Source organism: Sphingobium sp. BHU LFT2, assembly GCF_018604485.1.
GTDB lineage: Bacteria > Pseudomonadota > Alphaproteobacteria > Sphingomonadales > Sphingomonadaceae > Sphingobium > Sphingobium yanoikuyae_A.
Genome location: NZ_JAFCGW010000012.1, coordinates 1 through 17,846 on the forward strand (window position 1 = coordinate 1; position 17,846 = coordinate 17,846).

Here is a 17,846-nt window from a genome sequence, read left to right on the forward strand (position 1 = left end):
GCGCCGCCCGGGCCGCGGCCTGCGGCGACGGCGCCGCTGCGGCCGCCGGCGTGGACGGAGCAGCCGGCGCCACCGCGACGGGCAGCGACAATGCGGAAGGGATCGCCACCATCGGCGGCGGCACCGGCTGCGGCGGGCTGACCGGCGTTGGGGGCGGCGCCTGCGTCGGCACCGGGGCTTCGGGCTGCGCCGTCGCCTCCGCCGCCTCGGCCTGTTCCGCCCCCTGCTCCACGCCCTTCAGCGCCGCCAGCGACATGACGGTCAGTGCAGCCCCCTCCTCGCGCTTCGGCGCGCGACCCATGCCCAGGTTCAGCAGCGCCGCGATCAGCAGCGCGTTGATCCCGAGCGAGGCCGCCGCCGGCCCCGTGACGCGAAAGGGACGCCGCACGCCCGTCATGGCGTCAGAAGGTATTCGCCACGGTGAAGCGGAAGCTCTGTCCCTCGGCGGCGAGCGACGACAGATGGCGGCGATATTGCTTGTCGAAGATATTATCCATGGCGATGCGGAATTCGAAGCCCTTGGCCACGCCACCCTGCGGCTTGAAGGCGAAGAACAGGTTGTGGACGCTGTAGCCCGGCGTCGCCAGGCCCGACCCGGCCGAGGCGAAGCTGCCCGGCGTCACCTTGTCCTGCCGCTCGGCAAATTCGCCGGTCCAGCCGCCCGACAGGCCGCTCGCCACATCATTATAGCCCAGCGTCAGGCGATAGTCGTTCGCCGGGATGGTGTTGAGATAATCGCCGGTCAGCCGGTTCTTGCCATCGATGAAGCTGGCATTGCCGCGCGCATAGAAGCCGCCCATGCCATATTCGGCCTCCAGCTCGATCCCCTTGAAGCGCGACCGGTTGATATTCTGGAAATAGGGCGTGCCCGCCGCCGCCGAGACGTTGACGATCAGATCCTTGACGTCGTTCTGGAACAGGGTGGTCTTCGCGCGGAAGCGGTCATTCTTGCCCAGCATATCGTCGAAGGACAGAGTGAAGCCGGCTTCATAATTGTCCGACTTCTCGGGCTTCAGGTCCGGATTGTTCGGCCGGGTCGCACTGCGGGTGAAGATTTCGTCGATATTGGGCATGCGCACGGTACGCGCGACCGACCCGAACAGGCCGAACCAGGGCGTGATATTGTAGAGCGCGGCGAGCTTGGGCGACACGCCGCTATCCTTCACCTTGTCGGTCAGGACAGTGCCGCCGACCACCGTGTCGCCCGGCGTCAGTCGGGTCCAGTCGACGCGCACGCCCGGCATGATGGTCAGCTTGTCGGACCAGACGATCTCCAGCTGACCGAACAGGCCATAACGGTCCATGTCGCCTTCGGGATGGGTGCCCGCGCCCGGCGTCACCGTGCCGTCGAAATTGACGCGCGGGTTGCGCCGTTCCTGCGTGCTCCACTGGCCGCCCAGGATCAGGAAGGTCGTCCAGTCGCCGCCCATGGCGAACTCGCTGGTATTCTGGACCTTGGCCTGCCAGCTTTCATAGGAGAAATCGGAATATTCCAGGTTCGCGCCCAGGAAGGTCGTCTCGGTCTGGTGGACCTTGGACAGCGAATAGGCGACCTGCGCCTCGACATTGAAGAATTTGCTGCCGTCGAAGTCGTTCACATAGCCCAGCACGGCGGTCTTGTCGTGAACCCGGCGGCGCATCAGCGAGCTGCCGGTGGCGGCCGAAATCTGGTCATAGACCTGCGGCGCGTCGCTGATCCAGTCCTGGTAGGACGCCCAGATCGCATGCTTCTTGTTGCCGCCGATCGCGACCCGGCCCTTGACCAGCCAGCTGTCGGATTCGGTGGCGGAGGCAGCGACGGTGTCGCCATTGCCGCTCGTGTAATCGTCGGTGCGGCGATAATTATAGCTGCCCAGCAGTTCGACGCCATCGACCGGCTCGGTCGCGACGATGCCCGACAGGGTATGGCCCTGCGCATTGGTTTCGGTCGCGCCCTTCAGGCGCACGGCCAGCTTGTCGCCGTCGCGCAGGAAGTCCGACGCATCCTTGGTGGTGAAGTTGATCACGCCCGCCAGCGCGCCCGCGCCATAGAGGGTGGAGGATGCCGGCCCGCGCAGCACCTCGACCCGCTTGTAGAGTTCCGGCTCGCTGAAGAAGGCGCCCATGCGATATTGTTCGTAGAATTTGGTGACGCCATCGACCGTCATCAGGATACGGTTGTCGCTGTCGCCGATCGCCGTGCCCATGCCGCGAATGTTGAAGCCCTGGCCGAGCTGGCCGACGCCGCCCTGCACATTGACGCCCGGCATGCCTTCCAGAAGGTCGCCGATCGTCGTCGCCTGCAGCTGGTCGATATCCTCCTGGTCGAGCGCGGTCACCGCCTGCGGCGTATCCAGCGCAACCTTCTCGACGCCGGCGGAGATGATCATCCGGTCGAGCGCGAACTGCGAATCGCTCGCGACCGCAATGTCGTCACCCTGGTCCTGGGCCATTGCCGGCAACGGCAGTGCGATCAGTGCGGTGCCCAGCAGAAGCAGGGTCTTGGACTTGGTCATGAAAAATGCCCCCGTATCATTGTTGCGGCGCATCACGCGCCGGGTTGGCCGCTCTCTACCCGCATTAAATGCTATTGCAAGTGATTCTCACTATATATTATAGAGGAGCGTAACGAAACCAAGGGGAACCCCATTGTCCAACCATCGCCGCCCGGTGAACGCCCTGTTCGCCGCCGCCTTGCCTGTGCTGCTATTGGCCAGCGCCACCGCTGCCCAGGCGCATATGCCCTATGTGCTGCCGACCCTGTTCGACGCCGGAAAGGCCGATCATGTCACCGTCACCTCGGCCTTCGCCGAGGACGCCTTCGTCCCCGAAGTCGCGATGCGCGACGCCCCCTTCCACCTGGTCGCGCCGGACGGCAGCCAGGCGACGACCGGTCCGGTCACCTATCTGCGTGACCTGTCGGTGTTCGAGGCTGATCTGAAGGCGGACGGCACCTATCGCATCACCACCGGCCAGCGCGCCGGGCGCAAGGGCAAGATGTTCCGCGTCGGCGACACATGGCAGATGCGCGGCGAGGGCGGCGATCCCAAGCCCGGCACGCAGGAGGTCGAAGTGCAGAGCATGACGCTCGCCGACGCCTATGTCACCCGCGGCCAGACGACGCAGGCCGCGCTCAAGCCGGTCGGCACGGGCCTCGAAATCCAGCCGGTCACCCATCCCAACGCCATCGTGTCGGGCAGCGATGCCAGCTTCGTGCTGCTGTTCGACGGCAAGCCCCTGCCCGCCACGCAGGTCACCCTGTTCCGCAGCGCCGGCGTGCATGACGGCCGCAAGGTCGCGACCGAGACCAAGAGCGACGCGCAGGGCCGCTTCAGCCTGAAGCCTGACGATGCCGGCACCTACCTGATTCTGGTCCGCCATCGCGGCGCCGCACCGGCCGGGTCGGAAACACCCTATCGCAGCTACACCTACACGCTGGCGTTCGACGCCGCCTGATATTCCGGAGACACGCCATGAACACCCGTTCCATCCTGATCGCCGCCGTCGTTGCCGCCGCCGGCACGCCCGCCTTCGCCGCCCCGCATGAAGGCGGCGCCTTCGTCCATGACTATGACAGCGACCATGACGGCCAGGTCAGCCGCGCCGAATTCGACGCCGTGCGCGTCACCCGTTTCAAGGCGACCGATGCCAATGGCGATGGCTGGGTGTCGGAGGATGAATATGTCGGCGAATATGCCGCCCGCCTCGAAAAGCAGCTCGCCCAATCGAGCCTGACCGAAGAGAAGAAGACCGAGGAGCGCCAGCGCCAGATCCGCCAGGCCCATGTCCGCTTCAACGTCCTCGACAAGGACAAGGACGGCAAGATGGCCCAGGCCGAATATGACGCATCGGGCGCGCGTGCCTTTGCCGAGCAGGACGCCGACAAGGACGGTATCGTCACCGCCGCCGACGTGCAGGCGACCAACGCCCGCATGGCCGCCATGCGCGCCAAGACCGATAGCTGATACAAAGAAGGACCGGGTTTGCCGGTCCTCATGGAGCTTACCAGGGAAGGGGCCGGGCCGTGCAGACCCGGCCCCTTTCGCGTGTCAGAGACTGTTTGAGAAAGCCGGTTCCAGCCCGCTCCCCCGCCCAACCACCCGATCCAGTGTCATCCTGTCGGGCGGTTGGGCGGGGGAGCGGGCTGGAACCGCGCTGAAAAATCGCTCTTTCGCGATTTTTCAAACAGGCACTCAGGCCCAGTGGAAGGGCAAGGGCGCCTCGCGGAAGGCGAAGCGGTCGAGATGGTCGGCGACCACCTGCTTGAACTTCTCGACATCGGCGTCGGCATTGGGTTCCAGCACCACCGTCAGCGCCTCGCCATCGGCGGTAAGGTGGATCGGCCCCATCGGAAAGGCGATCTCGCCCTTGTCCGCATCGAAGCTGGTCTCGAACTTGTGGCTCCAATGCTTGCAGAGCTGCTGCAGGTAACGGCTGCCATGGGTGGTCGGCACGGTGGCGGTCAGCGTCATGGGATCAGAGCCTTTCGATCTTGCTGGCGGCCTCGTCGATCAGGGCCGCGACGTCGAACATGGTCTGGGAATCGGCGCCTTCCTTTTCAAGGCGATGCTGGATGGCAACGCGCATATTCTGCAGCGCGCGGCGCACCGGCGCGGCATCATTACGTTCGGCCTTGCGGGCCAGATGCGCCAGCTTCTCCATCACCTCGGTGACGCCGGCCTCATGCTCGGCCAGATGGGCCGTGCCCGCCTCGGTAATGGCGAACAGCTTGCGGCTGCCTTCACCGGGCTGCTCGGCGATCAGGTCCATGTCGGCCAGCAGGGTCAGGGTCGGATAGACGACGCCCGGACTGGGCGCATAGACAGACCCCGACAGGCTCTCGATCTCGCGGATCAGGTCATAGCCGTGACGCGGCGCATCGGCGATCAGCTTGAGCAGGATGAGCTTGAGCGCATCATTGCCGAACAGCCGGCGGCGCCCACCGCCACGCCCGCCCTGGCCACCGCCGAAGGGACCGTCACCAAAGCCGTCCTCACCGAACGGACCGCCCCGGCCACCTGCCCGACCACCGCCGAAACCGCGTCCAAACCCCTCGGGGCCAAAGCCACCCGGTCCGAAGAAGCGGCCATGGCCGCGTTCACCGCGATGGCCAAAGCCTCGCGGATCGGCACTGCGCGGGTCCAAACCGCGATCGGCCATGGCGTCATCCATGTGCCGGCCCGGCCGGCAACCCCGGCGCCCAGCGCCGCGATCGGAATGGGAAAAATGCATATTCTCTCTTTCAAAATGCTTCATGATGCATTGTGATATATCTTAAAATTCATCAGCGTCAATGCATAAGATATATCTTTATGCATCTTATGATGGAGACACCCACCCGAAACGCCGGAAAATCGGGCTTATCACTTCATCGCATAAGCATTATGCAGAATGTGATTGTTCTTGCGATCGATTGTCGTTAGCAGCCCTGCCCAACATGGATCAGGGGATCGCGATGCTGCATCATATCGAAATTCGTCACTCTGCAATCGCGCTGGCGGCGCTGACCATCGCCCTCGCATCGCCAGCCATGGCGCAGCAGGCCGAGGCCGACGCTGACACCAAGAGCAGCGAATCGATCGTCGTCACCGCCGCCCGCTCGATCCTGCCGCCCAATGCACTGCCGCTGACGATCGATCTGATCGACAAGCAGATGCTGGACCAGCAGATCGCGATCTCCGGCTCGGTCACCGATGCCATCTCCACCCTGACCCCCAGCTTCTCGCCGACGCGCGGTAAGCTGTCGGGCGCGGGCGAAACGCTGCGCGGCCGCTCGCCGCTCTACGCCATCAACGGCATCCCCCAGTCGACCCCGCTGCGCGACGGCAGCCGCGACGGCTTCACCATCGACGGCTTCTTCATCGACCGGGTCGAACTCATCTATGGCTCCAACGCGCTGCAGGGGATTGGCGGCACCGGCGGCATCGTCAACCAGGTGACGGTCGGCGCGCCCAAGCAGGAGGGCATCAGCGGCCGGGTGCTGCTGCAGGGATCGGCAAGCGACGATTTCGACGGCGACGGCTTTGGCGGCAAGGCGGCCGGACTGGTCCAGTATAAGGCCGGCGCTTTCGATGCCACGGTCGGCGCCTCCTATGAAAAGCGCGGCGCCTTCTATGACGCGCGCAACCGCCGCATCGGCATCAACCTGACCCAGGGCGAGACCCAGGCGTCGCAGACCACCGATATCTTCGCGCGGCTGGGCTATGCCGTCGGCGATACCGGCCGGCTCGACCTGATCCTCAATCGCTATGAGCTGAAGGGCGATGGCGACTATGTCCCGCTCGCCGGCAGCCGCGCCAACGGCCTCCCCACCACTGCGGTCAAGGGCGACGCCCCCGGCACGCCGGGATCGAACCGCACCGAAAGCGCATCCCTCTCCTACACCGACAGCGATGTCGCCGGCGGCAACCTCGTCACCCAGCTCTTCTTCAACCGCAGCCGCGACATTTTCGGCGGCGAATTCGCCGCGATCGCGACCTTCCAGGATCCCAGCATTGCGCCGGTCGGCACTCTGTTCGACCAGTCGCAGAACCGCTCGCGCAAGATCGGCGGCAAGATCAGCTATGAACGCGCCCTGCCCGGTTTCGAAGCGCTGACCACCACGGTCGGCCTCGACGTCCTGTTCGACAAGACGGAACAGCGGCTGATGGTCACCGGCCGCACCTGGGTGCCGCCCAGCGACTTCCGTTCCATCGCGCCCTTCGCCCAGGCCAATCTCAAGATCGCCGACGGGCTGGTCCGCGTCGCCGGCGGCGTGCGCTGGGAAAATGTGCAGGTGAAGATCGACGATTTCCACACCCTCGCCTCCACCACCGCGCCCAATTATGGCGGCGTCGATGTCGCGGGCGGCAAGCCCAAATTCTCCGACGCACTGCTGAACGGCGGCCTCATCTTCGAGCCGCTTGAGGGCATTCGGGCCTATGCCAGCTATGCCGAGGGCTTCACCATGCCCGATGTCGGCCGCGTCACCCGGTCGATCGGCGTCGCGGGCGTCGACCTCGACGATTATCTCGACATCAGCCCGATCGTCTCCAACAACCGCGAAATCGGGCTGGAGGTGAAGCGCGGCCCGATCGACGCCAGCGCCACCTATTTCTGGTCGTCCAGCGACAAGGGCCAGATATTGATCGCGCAGGGCGACGGCATCTTCACCGTGCAGCGCCAGCGGGTCGAGATCGAAGGGCTGGAAATCAACCTGGGCGTGCAGACGCCGCTGCCGGGGCTCAAGCTCTCCACCGGCTATGCCCATCTCAAGGGCCGCTATGACAGCGACAGCGCCAATCCCGACGGCATCGTCGATACCGATCTGGACGGCACCAACATCTCGCCCGATCGCCTGAACGTCGCCGCCGACTATCGCCATGGCGCCATCTCGGCGCGGCTGCAGACCCAATATTATCTGTCGCGCAATTTCCATGGCAAGGCGAACCCGGACCGGCGCAACAATTTCGGCGGCTATGCGGTCACCGACGCCTATCTCCGCTACGACACCGCATCACTGGGCGGCGTCTATCTCAGCGTTCAAAATCTGTTCGATAAATTCTATATCGACTATAATAGCGACACGCGCCTGCCCAACGACAATCTGGCCTTCTTCGCCGGTCGCGGGCGGCTCTTCACCCTGGGCTGGGACTATCGCTTCTAACGGCGAATGGGCGGGTTCAGGCCCGCCCATCCCGCCTTTTCAGAGCGACGCGAAATCGATCGGCGCGTGCCGGTCGAGCGTGCGGCTCTGGTCCTCCAGCGGATATTTGAGGCCGCTGGCGCAATTGAACAGCACCGCGCGTTCATCCCGCCCGATCAACCCCTCGTCCAGCGCTCGGCTGTAGGCCGCCAGCGTCGCTCCGCCCTCGGGACAGAGCAGCAACCCGTCGTCGCGCGCCACGTCGCGCACTGCCGCCGCGATTGCCGCATCCGACACCGCCAGCGCCGCGCCGCCGCTTTCCCGTACCGCGCGCAGGATCAGGAAGTCGCCCACCGCCTTGGGCACGCGAATGCCCATGGCGATGGTCTGCGCATCCTCCCAGCGCTCGGCAAATTCCACGCCCTGTTCGAAGGCGCGGACCATCGGCGCGCAGCCTTCGGCCTGCACCGCGAACATCTTGGGGCGTTTCGACCCGATGAAGCCGATCTTCTCCAGCTCGTCGAACGCCTTCCACATGCCGATGAGGCCGGTGCCGCCGCCGGTGGGGTAGAAGATCGCATCCGGCAATTCCCAGCCAAGCTGCTCGGCCAGTTCCAGCCCCATCGTCTTCTTGCCCTCGATCCGATAGGGCTCCTTCAGGGTCGAGAAATCGAACCAGCCGCGTTCCTTGACGCCCTGGCCGACGATCGCGCCACAATCGTCGATATAGCCGTTGACGCGATAGACCCGCGCGCCCTGCGCCGCGATCTCGCGCACATTCACTTCGGGCGTATCGGCCGGGCAGAAGATCACCGATTCCATGCCGGCGACCGCAGCATAGGCGGCCAGCGCCGCGCCGGCATTGCCGTTGGTCGGCATCGCCACCTGGGTCACGCCCAGTTCCTTGGCCATGGAAACCGCCATCACCAGGCCCCGCGCCTTGAACGAGGCGGTCGGCAACCGCCCCTCATCCTTGGCGAGCAGTTGCGCACCGCCCAGCCGCTTCGCCGTGCGCGGCAGCGGGATCAGCGGCGTCGCATTTTCGCCCAGGCTCACGATGTTGCTGGTCTGCCGCACCGGCAGCAATTCGCGCCAGCGCCACAGGTCCATCGGCCGGCTGCTGAGCGCTTCCTTGGTCAGCGTGGCCCGCACGCCGTCCAGATCATAGCGCACCAAGAGCGGCTTGCCCGCCGCCGACAGCCCATGCAGCCGATCCGCCTCATAACGCTCGCCGGTCAGCGAACATTCGAGATGGGTGACAAAGGTCGGACGGTCGGTGGTGAGGTTCAGGTCGTGCAGCAAAAGGGCCTCCGTTCGGGCAAGGATTCGGTGCGTTCGCGGCCCCACGGGGGACCCTGACCGATCCAGCCCGAACGGGGCGGATATTTGTCAGTCCGGCTTCTTCGCCACGCTGACCATGGCGGGGCGCAGCAAGCGGTCCTTGATGCTGTAGCCGGCCTGCATTTCCACCAGCACGGTGCCCGGCTCGGCGTCCGCCGACGGCAGTTCCATCACCGCCTGATGCTTGTTCGGGTCGAGCGGCTGGCCGACCGATTCGATCTTGGTGATGCCGTTGCGGCCGAACACCGCCTCCAGCTCGCGGCCGGTGGCTTCCAGACCGGTCACCAGCCCCTTGAACTTGTCGTCCTCGCGCAGGTCGGCGGGAATGGCGGCCAGTGCCCGGCCCAGATTGTCGGCCACCGACAGCATGTCGCGGGCGAAGCTGGTCGCGGCATAGGCGCGCGCGTCGGCCAGTTCCTTCTCCAGCCGGCGCCGCACATTCTGCGTGTCGGCATGGGCGTAGAGAATGTCCTGCTTGGCCGTTTCCAGCTCGGCTTCCAGCGCTGCGATACGCTCGGCATTGGCGTTTTCAGGGGCGTCCACGGGGGTCTCCTGCTCGGGCAGCTGGTCCAGGGTTTCGGTATTTTCGATAGTCTGCTTGTCTTCGCTCATCTCATCAATCTCGACAGCGTCTGTGCGGTGAAATCCACCATGGGGATCACTCGGGCATAGTTCAAGCGCGTGGGGCCGATCACGCCGACCACGCCGACGACCCGGCCGTCCCCGCCGCGATAGGGGGCGGCTATGACCGATGAACCCGAAAGGGAAAAGAGCTTGTTTTCCGAACCGATGAAGATTTTGGTCGCGCTGCCCGCCAGCGCGCTCTCCAGCAGGCGCGAAATCTCCTGCTTGCCCTCCAGCTGCTCCAGCAATTGCCGCACCCGATCGAGGTCTGCGGCGGTGCCATCGTCGATCAGATGCGCCTGCCCCCGCACGATCAGCACGGGCCTGTCATCGGCATCATGGCTCCAGATCGCGATGCCGCGCGTCACCAGCTCGCGCGCCGCGCCCTCCAGCGTGGAGCGCTCCTGCTCCATCTCGCGGGCCAGCAGGTCGCCGGCCTGGCGCAGGGTCAGCCCGCCAAAGCGCGCCGACATGAAATTCGCCGCCTCGTTCAGCATCGATGGCGTCACCCCGCGCGGCAGGTCGAGCACGCGATTCTCGATCGACCCGTCCTGCCCGACCAGCACGGCCAGCGCCTGCCGATCATTCAAGGGCACGAAACCGAACTGGCGCAGCACCGGCTCGCGCCTTGGCACCATGACGATGCCGGCACAGGCAGACAGGCCCGACAGCGTCGCCGTTGCCGCCGACAGCGCCTCCTCGATCGGCCCGCCCTCGGCCAGCCCCGCCTCGATCGCGCGGCGCTCCTCGACCGACGGCTCGGCCGCCTGCATCATCCCGTCGACGAACAGCCGCAGCCCGGTCTCGGTCGGCATCCGCCCGGCCGAGGTGTGCGGCGCGGCGAGCAGCCCCAGTTCCTCCAGATCCTGCATCACATTGCGGATCGACGCGGCCGAGAGGCTCAGCCCCATCTTGCTGATCGTGCGCGATCCCACCGGCAGTCCGGTGCCCAGATAGCTATCCACCACCATGCGAAACACGTCGCGCGCGCGTTCATTCAGTTCGGCGATGGAGGCAGTGGCGGCCATGGCGATGATGTAGGCGGCTTTCCCGTGCGGCTCAACGGGGGAGATTGGGCATTTCCCTATCCGTCATGCCGGGCCTGCCCCGGCATCCCGCTTTTCTTGGTTCAAGAGGAAAGAAGCGGGACTGCAACTCGAAGCCGAGGTGGTGATACCCGCAAATGGCCGGTAGGGGAATGACTGGTTCCGGACGTGAATCCGCTGAAGAAGACACTCCGCCTAAGCCCACCATTGTCTATTCATTGGTCATCTCGCTCCGCTTAGAAACGCTCGTAGCAGAGGTTGCAAAAGGGATCAGTAAAAAGCACTAAAAGTTCATGACGAGGTTCAATCTATGACGGTTTCAGTCGATCTCATGCGTGCAAGGCTTCGCATCCATGAAGAGCGGCACACCGAATTCGAAAATCGTGCCAAGGCGAACGGTGGCAGCCTGCCAAGGAGCGATTGGTGGCGGTTCGAATATGTCGCCAATCCCTACCTGCTAGGCTGCCCGGACGATCGCCTTGCAATCCGTTTTCATGACGTTTTCACCAACCAAACAGAATTAAGCCGGGAGGCGTTGATCGGGATATTGCCGGTTGATGACGGCAACCACTTCATACGGAAGTTCACGCACCTACTAGAGGAATATGCCGTTCGGGGTGGGCTACCAAACCTCAACGATATTCCGAGAACTAACGTCGATTATTTTGCCGATGGCGGCCCCATCGCCAAGCGCATCTTTGCCGACTATGTTGAACCCCCACGCCCCTTTCTAGTCAAGTACGGTAGCCGACAATTCCTTGAGCCGATGCTGCGGAAGGGCGAGATTCGGATCTGCCCCGCGAGCTATTACAGCGATACCAGCCACAACGCCGCAATTCAGGACGACGAGGTTAGCCGAGTTTTTTGTATTCCGACTTGGCGGGAACGCTTGGCTGGAAAAAATTACACAGACATTCAAGGGCATAGGATCGAATACAAGCACGACGACATCGTCTTACCGGTCGTGTTCGACGACTATTATCTCTACAGTCTGTGTGACCATATCTATTACCGGATGCCAACTGACTTCGGTGCAGACGCTGCGCTAATTATCCATGATCCTGTCCGTTTCACTCAACGATTCATCTCCACTTTTCTCGCCGCTTACCCTGATTGGGAGCCATTAGAAGGGCCAGTCACGTATTATGACCCTTACTTGGACTATACCGGATTTCGGGTGCCTGAAATGGCAAAGCCTTTCGGCTACTCATACCAGCGGGAAGTAAGGATCGCATTCAAACCTCGACGGCGCCCTGCGAAGAAGCTGGAGCCTGTTTTCCTAAACATCGGACAAATGGACGACTATGCTGAACTCCTTTGGGCTTGATGTCGGACCTCTAGGTCGGAATGTCCGTTGCTAGGCGCGAAAAAATCTTCGCTAAGGACCGGCTTGGGCGCAACCCCGCCTTCCCTTTCCTACTCGCCGCTCTTCTGATCTACCCTACACGATGGAACAGGCCGCTCTCACGCCCCGCTTAACACCCCCGCCCCACGCGCGAACCTGTCGCGTCGCTGTCGTTTCAGTGTCGCCTCGCTGTCGCGTCAGAGGCGCGCTACTGTCGCGTCGGCGTGCCCCGCGTGTGACGTGCCTGTCGCTTCGCTGGCGCGCGGCAGGCGCAATTCGCCGGAATCGACGCAATTTACCCCTGCGACACTGTGAACTTCGGGCTGTCGCGTCGCGGGGCGGTGGTTCAGCTGGCCGGCTTGGGCTTCAGCATCGGTTCGATGCCCAGCATCTTGGGGATGGTGCCGATCGTCGTGCGGAGTTTCGCATAGCGGCTATCCATGCAGCCCGACTGGAAATCGAGCCGGGTCGGTTTCGCGCCCTTGCCCCCGCCCTTCCCCTCACCACGCGTCCATTCGATCGTGTAGCTGGGCATGTCGGTGGCGAAGCGGGTGCAATTCTCGCCCTGGGCGATGCGCTTTGCCGTGCCGGTCGCCGGCTTCCACGGGGCAAGGCCGGTGCGCAGCTGGCGATATTGCGCGGCGCTGACGGTGAAGCGGGTCGGACCGGGGACGGAGGTGAAGCGCTCGGGCTCCAGCAGGCCCGAACCATCGGGCGTGACCGTCAGCGTATAGGCGGGACAGGCGCCGAAGCAGCGGCCGGCGGTAAAGCGGATCGTGTCGCCGGCGGCCGTCGGCGGCTCCAGCTCCACCTTCTCCCGGTCGGTCACGCATCCCGCCAGCGCCAACATCGCAACCGGCCCCATCATCATCGCTCTCTTCATGGCGCCCCTCTTATCGCAACTTTTGGCGCTTGGCACTGGCATGCGACGCCACCGGGCGCTAAGCGCTCCCACCTGACCGCTTCGGAGTAGAATATTATGCGTCCTTCCGGCCGCGCGCCCGACCAGATGCGCGACATCACCATGGAACCCGGCTTCACCATCCATGCCGAAGGCTCGTGCCTCGTCAGCTTCGGTGACACCCGCGTCCTGTGCACCGCCTCGATCGAGGAAAAGGTGCCCCCCTTCCTGCGCGGCAAGGGCTCGGGCTGGGTCACGGCCGAATATGGCATGCTGCCCCGCGCCACCCACACCCGCGGCAGCCGCGAAGCGGCCAAGGGCAAGCAGTCGGGCCGCACCCAGGAAATCCAGCGCCTGATCGGCCGCTCGCTGCGCACCGTCGTCGACCTCAAGAAGCTTGGCGAGCGCCAGATCGTGATCGACTGCGACGTGATCCAGGCCGATGGCGGCACCCGCACCGCCGCGATCTCGGGCAGCTGGGTTGCGCTGCGCATCGCCGTCGACAAGCTGCTCGCCTCCGGCGCGCTCAGCGAAGACCCGATCATCCAGAAGGTCGCGGCGATCAGCTGCGGCATCTATGAAGGCACGCCGGTGCTCGACCTCGACTATGCCGAGGACAGCAATGCCGAGACCGACGCCAACCTGATCCTGACCGGCGACGGCAAGTTCGCCGAAGTGCAGGCCACGGCTGAGGGTGCCGCCTATGACGAGGAGGAACTGCTTCGCCTGCTCCGCCTCGCCCGCATCGGCTGCGCCAAGATCTTCGCCGCGCAGGATGTGGCGACGGGTCGCTAAGCCAATCCCGTCACCCCGGGCTTGACCCGGGGTCCCGCTTTCCCTTGACTGCGCGAAAGCCGACAAGAAAGCGGGATCCCGGCTCGGGGGCCGGGATGACCATATGGAATAAGGGTAGAGCCAGATGAGCGACGAATACGGACAGGAACAGGCGATCCGCAAGCTGAAGCCCGGCAAGCTGGTGATCGCCAGCCATAATGCCGGCAAGGTGCGCGAAATCGCCGCGCTGCTCGGCCCCTATGGGATCGAGCCGATCTCCGCCGCGTCGCTCGACCTGCCCGAACCGGAGGAGACCGGCACCACCTTCATCGCGAACGCCGAGCTGAAGGCGATGCAGGCCGCCGACCTCTCCGGCCTGCCTGCGCTGGCCGACGACAGTGGCCTGTGCGTCGAGGCGCTGAACGGCGATCCGGGTCTCTTTTCCGCCCGCTGGGCCGGCCCGGACAAGGACTTCGGCATGGCGATGCAGAAGGTGTGGGACGGGGTCCAGGCTAAGGGGCCGGACGCCGGCCATGGCGCGCATTTCATCTGCGCCCTCGCCCTCGCCTGGCCCGACGGCCATGTCGAGGCGTTCGAGGGCCGGGTCGACGGCCTGCTGGTCTGGCCGCCGCGCGGGCAGAACGGTTTCGGCTATGACGCGATGTTCCAGCCGCTCGGCCACGACATCAGCTTCGGCGAGATGGACCCGGACGCCAAGCACGCAATGAGCCACCGCGCCGACGCCTTCGCCCAGTTGGTGAAGGCGGTGATCTGAACCGGATGGGGGGCGGTCCCGGCCGCCCCTATTCCTCGCCGCCCGCCAGCACCGGCGCCGGATCCAGCGGCCCCATGCCGAACATGTTGCCGGCGGGATAATAGCGGCAGACCAGATAGTCGAAGCTGCGTCCCTCGGCCAGCGCGCAGCCGACCGACCGGGTGCCGCGCCAGATGATCTGGGTATAGTGTGCGACATCCTGCCAGCGGCCGGTGGTGCTGAAATTGGGCATCTTGCCCGCCCGACGGAAATAGCGCCGTTCATTGAGGAACGCGCCGACCATCACCTCATAATCATAGAGGCCCCGGCTCCCCATCCACAGATTCTCGCCGCTCGGCACCGCGCGGGTCGCGCGCGGGCTGTGGGCGAAGATATTGGTCCGCGCCATCTGCCGCGCATAGCGCGCCGCATCCGCCGCCAGCGTCCGGTCCCAGGCGAGCGGAGTCAGGCCCCAGCGGCTGCGTTCGTCATTATGCATGCCCAGGACTACGTCCTGCAGCAGCCCATCGTCGCGATCGGCCTCTTCCATGCCATATTGTTCGGCCGGGCCGGGCGCACGCCGCGCCGGCGCGGCCTCTCCCTTGCCACCGAAAATCCCCAGCATCATGGCGGCCGTCGCAACGGCCAGCCCCCATTTCCACCCGCGCATCGTCTTTGTTCTTTCGACCCGATAACCCGCGCCTCTCCCCCGGCCCGGCCGGTTCGGAACGCGATGCTGCGGCTAAACGCCGGGGCGTGTGAAGCAGGGATGAACGGTAGGACGCGGCCGCTGCCGCGCCGCGATCACTCCGACGAGACGGGGCGCAGCTTCGCCGAATCGATATGCCAGCGCCGCTGCGCAGCCGATGCCCCGTCGACATCATTGACGCGCCGCACGACATAGGTGCCGGCAAAATGCTGGCGGGTGCCATCCGCCAGTTTCGCGTCGATCGTCACCGGCACCGGCTGATAGACGGAGCCGGCGCCCGCATCGCCCGGCGTCATCCGGCCGATCGTCACATGGGTCGCGCGGGTGGCGGCAAAGCCGGCCTGGAATCTCTCCATCGTCTGCCCTGCCGGCCTATCTTCGCCCCACTGGCTCCAGGCGGTGCCATAGTCGCGCGCGTTGATCGCCGCATAATAACGCTGCACCACGGCCGCCGCAGCCGCCATGCTCTTGGGTTCGGGCGTGCATCCTGCCATCGGCTCGCCCTGGCCGTCGAACAGGGCGCAACTGCGCGCGATCTCATCCTCGATCATCGCACAGCTATTGGCGGCATTGCAGGGCGGATGGGTGGCGGGCGACACGCTGATGCACAGTTTCACGCGGCGCTCGGCCGCTGCGGCGCCGATCTCGGCGGTGCAGGACAGGGGCGTCAGGTCGGCCTGGCTGGATCGGGGGACCGGTGCCTTGTCCGGCTGGGCAGCGTTGGTGGAGGTATTTTCGGGCGCGGCGGGCGCAGCCCCCTGATTGTCGAGCGTTGGGGACGGTGAACCGCATGCGGACAGAGCCAGCAGCGCGATCGTCATGCTGATGCAGGCCCATGGCCTTGTTCTTGAAACGGGCTGCATTTTTCCTCCCCCCTTTTGCCGACTGCGCTTCAAGGCATAATCGACAGAGAGGAAAAATGATCCGCCTGGGATAAGGTCTTCAGCCCTGCCAGCCGCCAAAGTCGCGGTCGAACGGGCTCATGCCATAGACATTGCCGGCCGGATAATAGCGGCAGACCAGATAATCATATTGGGCGCCCTCGCCCAGCGCGCAGCCGACCCGACGAGTGCCGCGCCAGATCATCTGGGTATAGTGGCCGACATCTTCCCAATTGCCGGTCGTGCTGACATCGGGGAAGCGGGCCTTGAACACGAAGGCACGGCGTTCGTCCATGAAGGCGTCGAGCATGGCGGTATAGCCATAGGCCCGGTGCGTCCCCATCCACAGATTTTCGCCAATTTCCTCGTCGCGTTCACCGCCGTGCGAATGGCGGAACTGGTTGGTATGCACCATCTGGCGCGCATAGCCGGCCGCATCGGCCGCCAGGCGATCGTCCCAGGCCAGCGCGGGCACGCCCAGCGACTGGCGCTCGCGATTATGCACGTCCATCACCACCTGGCGCAGCATCGCGTCGGAACGCGGCGCCGGCTGGATATTATAATAATTCCACACGTCGCGATTGACCGAAGCCGATGCCGGTGCGACCGCCCCTGCGATCATCCCGCCGAAAAGCATCAGTGCAGCCGCTAGCGGGCCGCGCTGAACGCGTCTAAAGATATGTCCACTCATGTCACCCGAAGTCCTTCTCGCCCCACCGGCTTTCACCGAGGCTCTTGGCCTATATGTTCATTGGCCATTTTGTGTTTCGAAGTGTCCTTACTGCGATTTTAACAGTCATGTGCGCGACCGGATCGACGCCGATGCGTGGCAGGCTGCACTGCTCGCCGACCTTGCCCATGAGGCGCAAAAAACCGGCCGGCGACCGCTCCGTTCGATCTTCTTTGGCGGTGGCACGCCGTCGCTGATGCCGCCCCGCATCGCCGCTTCCCTGATCGAGGCGGCGGAAAGACATTGGGGCTTTTCCAACGACATAGAGATCACGCTTGAGGCCAACCCGAACTCGGTGGAAGCCGCGCGTTTCGGCGATCTGGCGGCCGCCGGGATCAACCGTGTGTCGCTCGGCCTACAGGCCCTCGACAATGAGGCACTGGCCTTCCTGGGGCGTGCCCATGACGTCGATGAAGGGCTGGGCGCACTCGACACGGCTCGTCGCATTTTTGACCGGGTGAGCTTCGATCTCATCTACGCGCGCCCCGGCCAGAGCGAATCGGACTGGGAAGCGGAGCTGGCGCGCGCCCTCTCCTTCGGCACCGGCCATCTGTCGCTCTATCAGTTAACGATCGAGCCGGGCACGCGCTTCGCCACGCTCGCCGCGCAGGGCAAGCTGACACCGGTCGACCCGGATCATGGCGCCACCCTTTATGAGCTGACCCAGGCGATGACGGCGCAGGCCGGCATCCCTTCCTACGAGATCAGCAATCATGCCCGGCCGGGCCAGGAAAGCCGCCACAACCTCATCTATTGGCGCTATGGCGACTATGTCGGCATTGGCCCCGGTGCCCATGGCCGCCGCGGCGGCATGGCGACATTGCGCCACAAGAAGCCGGAAAACTGGATGGGCGCGGTCGATCGCAACGGCAACGGCCTGCAACAGGAAGTGCCGCTGCAGGCCGAGGACAAGGCGCGCGAGGCGCTGCTGATGGGATTGCGGCTGGGCGAAGGGGTCGATCTGGCCCGGATCGCCGGCCTGTCGGGCCTGCCGATCGGCGCGCTGGTGGATGATCGGGCGGTCGACCGGATGAATGATCTGGGGCTGGTCTGGCGAACCCGCAACCGGCTTCAGGTCAGCCCGGCGGGCATGTTGCTGCTCGACGCCATCCTGCCCGAAGTGGTGGCGGTCTAAAAA

17 protein-coding genes and 1 pseudogene are annotated in these 17,846 nt (G+C 64.9%); 7 read left to right on the forward strand and 11 right to left on the reverse strand.

Translation table 11 applies throughout. The annotated features are described in order from the left end of the window. Both JQK15_RS19135 and JQK15_RS19140 read right to left on the reverse strand, forming a co-directional pair. A pseudogene (locus JQK15_RS19135) lies at nucleotides 1-397 on the reverse strand (energy transducer TonB); the annotation flags it as partial. Nucleotides 398-401: 4 nt separating this feature from the next. Further along, nucleotides 402-2,495 carry a TonB-dependent receptor domain-containing protein gene (locus JQK15_RS19140; RefSeq protein ID WP_251007874.1) on the reverse strand — a complete coding sequence of 698 codons (2,094 nt, stop codon included), beginning with the start codon at nucleotides 2,493-2,495 and terminating at the stop codon, nucleotides 402-404. Between the two features lie 133 nt (nucleotides 2,496-2,628). Here JQK15_RS19140 and JQK15_RS19145 point away from each other — a divergent pair, with 133 nt between their 5' ends. After that, nucleotides 2,629-3,435 (forward strand): DUF4198 domain-containing protein, encoded by an 807-nt coding sequence (locus tag JQK15_RS19145; RefSeq protein ID WP_069337745.1) that lies wholly within the window; start codon nucleotides 2,629-2,631, stop codon nucleotides 3,433-3,435. A 17-nt stretch (nucleotides 3,436-3,452) separates the two neighbouring features. After that, nucleotides 3,453-3,944 carry an EF-hand domain-containing protein gene (locus tag JQK15_RS19150; RefSeq protein WP_214866951.1) on the forward strand — a complete coding sequence of 164 codons (492 nt, stop codon included), beginning with the start codon at nucleotides 3,453-3,455 and terminating at the stop codon, nucleotides 3,942-3,944. A 228-nt stretch (nucleotides 3,945-4,172) separates the two neighbouring features. On the opposite strand, the gene JQK15_RS19155 is transcribed toward JQK15_RS19150, so the two are convergent. Then, nucleotides 4,173-4,451: a DUF2218 domain-containing protein gene (locus JQK15_RS19155; protein WP_214866953.1), complete on the reverse strand. Its 279-nt coding sequence runs from the start codon at nucleotides 4,449-4,451 to the stop codon at nucleotides 4,173-4,175. A gap of 4 nt (nucleotides 4,452-4,455) precedes the next feature. Then, nucleotides 4,456-5,139, reverse strand: coding sequence for a PadR family transcriptional regulator (locus JQK15_RS19160; protein WP_214866955.1), 684 nt, complete (start codon nucleotides 5,137-5,139; stop codon nucleotides 4,456-4,458). A 277-nt stretch (nucleotides 5,140-5,416) separates the two neighbouring features. Between JQK15_RS19160 and JQK15_RS19165 the strand changes: the two genes are divergently transcribed. Further along, on the forward strand, nucleotides 5,417-7,624 hold the full coding sequence (locus JQK15_RS19165; protein WP_502956831.1) for a TonB-dependent receptor: 2,208 nt from the start codon (nucleotides 5,417-5,419) through the stop codon (nucleotides 7,622-7,624). Nucleotides 7,625-7,663: 39 nt separating this feature from the next. Here JQK15_RS19165 and JQK15_RS19170 read toward each other — a convergent pair whose 3' ends face one another. The 3 genes from JQK15_RS19170 to hrcA form a co-directional block, all read right to left on the reverse strand. After that, nucleotides 7,664-8,905: a threonine synthase gene (locus JQK15_RS19170; protein WP_214866957.1), complete on the reverse strand. Its 1,242-nt coding sequence runs from the start codon at nucleotides 8,903-8,905 to the stop codon at nucleotides 7,664-7,666. 87 nt (nucleotides 8,906-8,992) lie between these two features. Then, nucleotides 8,993-9,556 (reverse strand): nucleotide exchange factor GrpE, encoded by a 564-nt coding sequence (gene grpE, locus JQK15_RS19175; RefSeq protein ID WP_125997692.1) that lies wholly within the window; start codon nucleotides 9,554-9,556, stop codon nucleotides 8,993-8,995. Continuing rightward, nucleotides 9,553-10,596, reverse strand: a complete 1,044-nt coding sequence (gene hrcA, locus JQK15_RS19180) for a heat-inducible transcriptional repressor HrcA (RefSeq protein WP_214866959.1) — start codon at nucleotides 10,594-10,596, stop codon at nucleotides 9,553-9,555. The genes grpE and hrcA overlap by 4 nt, the downstream gene beginning before the upstream one ends. A 328-nt stretch (nucleotides 10,597-10,924) precedes the next feature. On the opposite strand from hrcA, the gene JQK15_RS19185 reads away from it, so the two are divergent. Beyond that, entirely contained in the window at nucleotides 10,925-11,941 is a 1,017-nt protein-coding gene (locus JQK15_RS19185; RefSeq protein WP_214866961.1) for a hypothetical protein, read from the forward strand. Nucleotides 11,942-12,305: 364 nt separating this feature from the next. Here the strand turns inward: JQK15_RS19185 and JQK15_RS19190 are convergent, their stop codons facing one another. Then, entirely contained in the window at nucleotides 12,306-12,842 is a 537-nt protein-coding gene (locus tag JQK15_RS19190; RefSeq protein ID WP_214866962.1) for a DUF6438 domain-containing protein, read from the reverse strand. 96 nt (nucleotides 12,843-12,938) lie between these two features. Here JQK15_RS19190 and rph point away from each other — a divergent pair, with 96 nt between their 5' ends. Together rph and rdgB are read left to right on the forward strand one after the other, a co-directional pair. Beyond that, complete coding sequence (gene rph / locus JQK15_RS19195; RefSeq protein WP_004210935.1) at nucleotides 12,939-13,655, forward strand: ribonuclease PH; 717 nt, start codon at nucleotides 12,939-12,941, stop codon at nucleotides 13,653-13,655. A 124-nt stretch (nucleotides 13,656-13,779) separates the two neighbouring features. Further along, entirely contained in the window at nucleotides 13,780-14,409 is a 630-nt protein-coding gene (rdgB, locus tag JQK15_RS19200) for an RdgB/HAM1 family non-canonical purine NTP pyrophosphatase (RefSeq protein ID WP_214866964.1), read from the forward strand. A 28-nt stretch (nucleotides 14,410-14,437) separates the two neighbouring features. On the opposite strand, the gene JQK15_RS19205 is transcribed toward rdgB, so the two are convergent. The 3 genes from JQK15_RS19205 to JQK15_RS19215 form a co-directional block, all read right to left on the reverse strand. Further along, nucleotides 14,438-15,058: a CAP domain-containing protein gene (locus JQK15_RS19205; RefSeq protein ID WP_214866966.1), complete on the reverse strand. Its 621-nt coding sequence runs from the start codon at nucleotides 15,056-15,058 to the stop codon at nucleotides 14,438-14,440. A 134-nt stretch (nucleotides 15,059-15,192) separates the two neighbouring features. After that, complete coding sequence (locus JQK15_RS19210; RefSeq protein WP_214866968.1) at nucleotides 15,193-15,918, reverse strand: hypothetical protein; 726 nt, start codon at nucleotides 15,916-15,918, stop codon at nucleotides 15,193-15,195. 121 nt (nucleotides 15,919-16,039) lie between these two features. Next, a complete protein-coding gene (locus JQK15_RS19215; RefSeq protein ID WP_004210929.1) occupies nucleotides 16,040-16,669 on the reverse strand; it encodes a CAP domain-containing protein in 630 nt (209 codons plus the stop codon). On the opposite strand from JQK15_RS19215, the gene hemW reads away from it, so the two are divergent. After that, nucleotides 16,668-17,843, forward strand: coding sequence for a radical SAM family heme chaperone HemW (gene hemW, locus JQK15_RS19220; RefSeq protein ID WP_214866971.1), 1,176 nt, complete (start codon nucleotides 16,668-16,670; stop codon nucleotides 17,841-17,843). The genes JQK15_RS19215 and hemW overlap by 2 nt on opposite strands. Nucleotides 17,844-17,846 lie beyond the last annotated feature (3 nt).